The following is a 5,063-nucleotide window of genomic DNA, read 5'->3' as shown; positions in this document are numbered from 1 at the left end:
CCTGCAACCACGGTTTGCCGGCCGCGATGGCGATCGCTTGCGTTTCACCGCCGGCACCCTGCCGCTGGAGGCTATTTCTGAAACCGGCGAGGCACCTGCCGAGGGCGCTACCCGCACCATCGGCGTGCGCCCGGAGGATTTGCTGGCGATGACCGAGGCCGCGCCCGGCACCGCACCGGCGCGCGTCAACAGCGTCGTCTTTCACGGCCGCACGCTGCGCCTGCATGCCGAACTCGGGCAGGGCGCACCTGTCGTCATCGACGCGCCGCGCCAGGCCGAGGGTTTTCGCTTCCAGGTCGGCGACGTGGCGCATATCAGCCTGCGCCGTGGCGCCAACTGCCCAGTGCTGCCAGGTTAGTTCATCGAACTCTAAAAACCGGGGCCAACTGGGCGATCCACGATTTCCTCGAGGTCGAGGGTATCATCGGCTGCTGGGCGTGAGCTCGAATAGATTCCAGGCTTGACTCAAGGAGAGCGTTCCTGTTTTGTTCCGGAATGGAGCAAAACAGGAGCGTTCTTTGCCGGGCGTGTGCGTATGTATCTGCAAGGCGAATTCGACTATGGACTTCCAGAGCCGCCATGGCGGCCTAAACGGCCCGAGCGCGTGTTCTTCGGTTTGTTTTTGCAGTCTAAGGACCATTCGCGCTTTGCCGATTGTCAAAATCGGCTATGCGGCCAATGCGGGGTAACCGGCGACCAACTGCTACCGGAGCGTTTTCACGTCAGCCTGCAGCATGTCGGTGATTACAAAAGGCTACGGTCCAAAATTCTTTTTGCGGCCGCCCGATCGGGACGGCGCATTGCGATGGCCCCGTTCGAGGTTACCTTTCGCTATGCCAGTAGCTTTCCCGGCCGACCGGCGACTAGGGGCAAGCCAGCCAAACACCCTTTCGTGCTTCTCGCCGATGACGGACCGGTTTGTGAGTTGAGCAGGAAGCTCGGCGTCGAAATGCTGCGCGAAGGCCTCAAGGCGTCAGATGGTTTCGTTCCGCATCTGACGCTTGCATATGACCGAAAACTTGTCCCCAAACAGCCTATGGGCCCAATCAGCTTTGTTGCACGAGAGTTCGTCCTTGTGCACAGCTTGCGCGGACTGAAGAAGTACGTTTTCCCGGAATGTTGGCCGCTGAGCGCGATGTGATGTGCTCACATCGTCGTCACATACTCCGAGCGATATCCATCATCCTGACATGGCTTGTCAGCTACCCCGTGGTCCGACGATGGCAGGCCAGCGAGTCGTTGCCTATTTGCAGTGCGTCTGAACAGGAGGAACGCAAATGACCATCGCGGAAATTGCCAAGGATTTTACCGAGCTGCTCAAGCAGGGCGAGAACGAAGCTGCCGCCGAGAAGTACAATTCCGACGATATCGTGAGCTACGAAGCCATGGAGGGGCCGATGGCCATCTCCCGTGGCAAGGAGGCTCTCAGGCAGAAGGGCCAGTGGTGGCAGGAGAACAATGAAGTCCATGGCGGCTCTGTCGAAGGCCCCTATGTCAATGGCGACCAGTTCGCGGTGCGCTTCAAGTTCGACATAACGCCCAAGGCTACCGGCGAGCGTGTCACCATGGATGAAGTTGGCCTCTACACGGTCAAAAACGGCAAGATCACCGAAGAGCGCTTCTATTATTGAGGCCGGACCCCCGGCTTCCGGCTCACATCGCTGCTGCATGATCTGGAGGTTAGACGGCCAGGACATTGTCCTGGCCGTCATGTGGAACGGAGATATGGCAACGGCTCTGGCAAATCGGGAAGGGCGGTTTAGTCTGTGGAACGGATTCGACAGTCAGCCAAGGAAGCACGCTTTTGACGATCACCATGTACGGCATCACCACCTGCGACACGGTCAGGAAGGCGCGCGTCTGGCTGGAAGGCCATGACGTAGCCTACCGGTTTCACGATTTCAGGGCCGAGGGACTGGACGCGAAGCGGCTGGATGGTTGGGCGGGCAAGGTCGGCTGGGAAAAGCTGCTCAACAAGGCGAGCACGACGTTCCGCGAGCTGCCGGACAAGGAAAAGCAGGGTCTCGACGAGAAGAGCGCCAAGGCGCTGATGCTGGCCAAGCCGACCATGATCAAGCGGCCGGTTCTGGAGGTAGGCGACCGGGTTATGGTCGGGTTCAAGGCTGATGTCTATGAGGCGGCGGTGGGGGAGTAGAGCTGCCTCTCGGTCCACGGTGTTCCGTGGCGCCCCCCTCTGTCCTGCCGGACATCTCCCCCTCAAGTGGGGAGATTGGCAGCTTCGCCGCTCCGCCATTCCTGTCACGTTCGGGATTTGCGAAGAAGATGATGACAGCGGATCTCCCCACCTGAGGGGGAGATGGCCGGCAGGCCAGAGGGGGGGCGCTGTCCCGCCGACCGCCATAAAATCTCAGCGTCCGCGCAGATACCCCGCCAGCGCCACCGCATTGTTGTGCGCCTCGTCAAGCGCGCCGTAGAGCAGCGTCACCTTGCCGTTACCCAGCAGGCCTCGCAACTGCGTCACCGCCGCGCCATTCCCATCCAGCTCAGCGCCATACCGCTCCTGAAACTCCGCCCAGCGCACCGCCTCGTGTCCGAACCATTTGCGCAACTCGTCGCTCGGCGCGATGTCCTTCAACCACAGCGTCAGCGCGGCGTCTTGCTTGCTGACGCCGCGCGGCCAGATGCGGTCGACCAGAACCCGCTGCCCGTCATCGGCAGCGGGCGGCTCGTAGATACGCTTGACCGCGATCTTGAAGGCCATCACACCTCCTGGCTGGAACCCTCAGGCCCACTCGCCCTTGCGCATGACAGGCACGCGGGCGCCGTCCTTGTGGACGCCATCGATGTCGATCTTGTCCGAGCCGATCATCCAGTCGATGTGGATGAAGCTCTTGTTGCCGCCGCGCGCGGCGATCTCGTCCTGGCTGAGCGAGGCGCCGTCGACGAAGCACTTCGAATAGCATTGGCCGAGCGCGATGTGGCAGGCGGCGTTCTCGTCGAACAGCGTGTTGAAGAACAACAGGCCGCTGGCCGATATCGGCGAGGAATGCGGCACCAGCGCCACCTCGCCGAGACGGCGCGCGCCCTCGTCGGTGTCGAGCACTTTCTTCAGCACGTCCTCGCCCTTCGATGCCTTGGCCTCGACGATCCTGCCTTCTTCGAAACGCACCGAAATGTCGTCGATCAGCGTGCCCTGGTAGGACAGCGGCTTGGTCGAGGAGACATGGCCTTCGACTCGCCCCGCATGCGGCGTGGTGAAGACCTCCTCGGTCGGGATGTTGGGGTTGCAGGTGATGCCGTTCTTGGCGGTCGAGGCGCCGCCCATCCATTCATGGCCGTCCGCCAGTCCAACCGTCAGGTCGGTGCCCGGTCCGGTGAAGTGCAGCGCATGGAAATTATGGCCGTTGAGCCATTCGGTGCGGCTGCGCAGCGCCGCGTTGTGCGCCCTCCAGTTGCCGATCGGATCCTCCACATCGACCCGCGACGCGGCGAAGATGGCATCGGCGAGTTTCACGACCGCAACATCGTCGGCATCGCCGGGGAAGACCTGTTTGGCCCAGGCGAGGTCCGGATAGGCGACGATGTTCCAATTGATGTCGAAGCCGGTGATCTTTTCCAACGCCGGCTGATAAGCCATCGAATTGGCCTTGTTGGCGCGCGCCACTTTCGCCGGATCCTGTGCGGAGAGCAGCGACGGATCCTCGCCGCGCACCGCAAGCCTGGCCGCATTGTTGGAGAAGGCCTTCGCCATGCCTTCATAGAGCCAGCCGGCGGCGCGGTCGAAGCTCGCATCGGCGCCGAAGCGGTAGCGCGCCAGCGTCATCTCGTCATCGTTGAAGATCGGCGTCACCAGGCCGGCGCCGGCCTTGTAGGCATGCTCGACGATCCGCCTGGTTAGCGGCAGTGCCGCGATCGATGACGTCAGCACCAGATCCTGCCCTGGCTGCAATTGCAGCCCGACCTTGATGGCGACTTCCGCCAGCCTGTCGAGCTTCACCGGGTCGATTGATGCGGAAACGCCGCGCGAATGTGTGGTCATGATCCTGCCTGTCGTAGTTTGATGTCCGACCTACCATAGAGCGGCGGCGCGGCGCTTTCCACCGCGATCGCGCCGGCGGGTTTTGGGTTTGCGGACCCGAACCGCGCCATGGTTGCTTCGATCTCTTCCCTGATCCAGACCTTGAAATCCCGGACCTTGCGGCTTTCCGCCTTGACGGACGAGGTCACCAGCCAATAGCCGAGCCCGCTCTGGGCGCGGATACCGAAAGGCGCCACCAGCCGCCCGTCGGCCAGCGCATCCGCGGCGAGCAATTGCCAGCCCAGCATCACGCCGTGGCCGGCAATCGCCGATTCCAGGCACAGCATCGGGTCGGTGAAACGCGCACCCTTGAGGAAGCTGACAGGTGGGACGCCGGCCGTCTCGAACCAGCTTTCCTAGTTGATCATTGCTCGCTCGTCGGTGATCGCGCAGGTCTGGGCAAGGTCCTCGATCGACTTCAGTTTTTGGGCAATCGCCGGCGCGCAGACCGGGAAGACTTCCTGCGCCAAGAGCAGTTCCGTGCGCCCGCCCGGCCATTTGCCGTCGCCAAGCCGGATGGCGATGTCGATGTCTGAGTGATCGAGATTGACCAGCCGCACCGAAGCGTCGATGCGCAGCAGCACGTTGGGATGCCGGTCGAAGTGGCGAGATAGTCTGGGCAACAGCCACTTCGAGGCAAAGGCCGGCGCCACCGAAACCACCAATGTGCATTGCGTAGCCTCGTCGGCCAGCGCCACGGCCTGGGAAAGCTCACGAAATCCAGCACCAAGGCGGGCCGCGAAGACGGCGCCGAATTCGGTCAGCACCAGACCGCTCGCCGTTCGCTCGAACAGCGCCTGGCCGAGCTGTTTTTCGGTACGGCTTATCTGCTGGCTGCGGAAACGTTGAGCTCACCGGCGGCCGCCGCCAGCGATCCGAGACGGGCAACGGTTTCGACGGCGCGCAGGCCGTTGAGGTGGACGCGGTTGAGCATGGCCATTGAGTTTTTCTAAACTGATCCGGCTGAAATCTCAATTGAAAGGCATGTCGAAACGGCGGATTTTATCGGAAGAGACAGACCTGT

General features: G+C 62.2%; 6 protein-coding genes and 1 pseudogene. 4 read left to right on the top strand and 3 right to left on the bottom strand.

Annotated features, from left to right (window positions below):
* The 4 genes from EN969_RS16155 to EN969_RS16140 all read left to right on the top strand — a co-directional run.
* The coding region (locus EN969_RS16155; RefSeq protein ID WP_127419238.1) for a TOBE domain-containing protein at nt 1-358 on the top strand (358 nt) is incomplete at its 5' end.
* Nucleotides 359-460: 102 nt separating this feature from the next.
* The gene (locus EN969_RS16150; protein WP_245441279.1) at nt 461-1,141 is read left to right on the top strand and encodes a 2'-5' RNA ligase; all 681 of its coding nucleotides are present in this window, start codon (nt 461-463) and stop codon (nt 1,139-1,141) included.
* Between the two features lie 136 nt (nt 1,142-1,277).
* Nucleotides 1,278-1,631 (top strand): nuclear transport factor 2 family protein, encoded by a 354-nt coding sequence (locus tag EN969_RS16145; RefSeq protein WP_013532858.1) that lies wholly within the window; start codon nt 1,278-1,280, stop codon nt 1,629-1,631.
* 173 nt (nt 1,632-1,804) lie between these two features.
* A complete protein-coding gene (locus EN969_RS16140; RefSeq protein WP_063167640.1) occupies nt 1,805-2,155 on the top strand; it encodes an ArsC family reductase in 351 nt (116 codons plus the stop codon).
* A 213-nt stretch (nt 2,156-2,368) separates the two neighbouring features.
* Here EN969_RS16140 and EN969_RS16130 read toward each other — a convergent pair whose 3' ends face one another.
* The 3 genes and pseudogenes from EN969_RS16130 to EN969_RS16120 form a co-directional block, all read right to left on the bottom strand.
* Complete coding sequence (locus EN969_RS16130) at nt 2,369-2,722, bottom strand: DUF488 domain-containing protein (RefSeq protein ID WP_063167641.1); 354 nt, start codon at nt 2,720-2,722, stop codon at nt 2,369-2,371.
* A 21-nt stretch (nt 2,723-2,743) separates the two neighbouring features.
* Nucleotides 2,744-4,000 carry an aminopeptidase gene (locus tag EN969_RS16125; protein ID WP_063167642.1) on the bottom strand — a complete coding sequence of 419 codons (1,257 nt, stop codon included), beginning with the start codon at nt 3,998-4,000 and terminating at the stop codon, nt 2,744-2,746.
* Nucleotides 3,997-4,979, bottom strand: a pseudogene (locus EN969_RS16120) (LysR substrate-binding domain-containing protein). Before EN969_RS16120 ends, EN969_RS16125 begins: the two are co-directional and overlap by 4 nt.
* Between the last annotated feature and the right edge of the window lie 84 nt (nt 4,980-5,063).

It is taken from the genome of Mesorhizobium sp. M7A.F.Ca.CA.003.01.2.1 (assembly GCF_003998945.1).
Lineage (GTDB): Bacteria > Pseudomonadota > Alphaproteobacteria > Rhizobiales > Rhizobiaceae > Mesorhizobium > Mesorhizobium ciceri.
The sequence above is the reverse complement of the archived record's forward strand: the minus strand, read 5'-3'. Positions and strand labels throughout refer to the sequence as shown.

Bases quoted from the DNA above. Each gene is read 5' to 3' on its own strand.
- EN969_RS16145 (WP_013532858.1), top strand. From the start codon at position 1,278: ATGACCATCGCGGAAATTGCCAAGGATTTTACCGAGCTGCTCAAGCAG.
- EN969_RS16130 (WP_063167641.1), bottom strand. From the start codon at position 2,722: ATGGCCTTCAAGATCGCGGTCAAGCGTATCTACGAGCCGCCCGCTGCC.
- EN969_RS16125 (WP_063167642.1), bottom strand. From the start codon at position 4,000: ATGACCACACATTCGCGCGGCGTTTCCGCATCAATCGACCCGGTGAAG.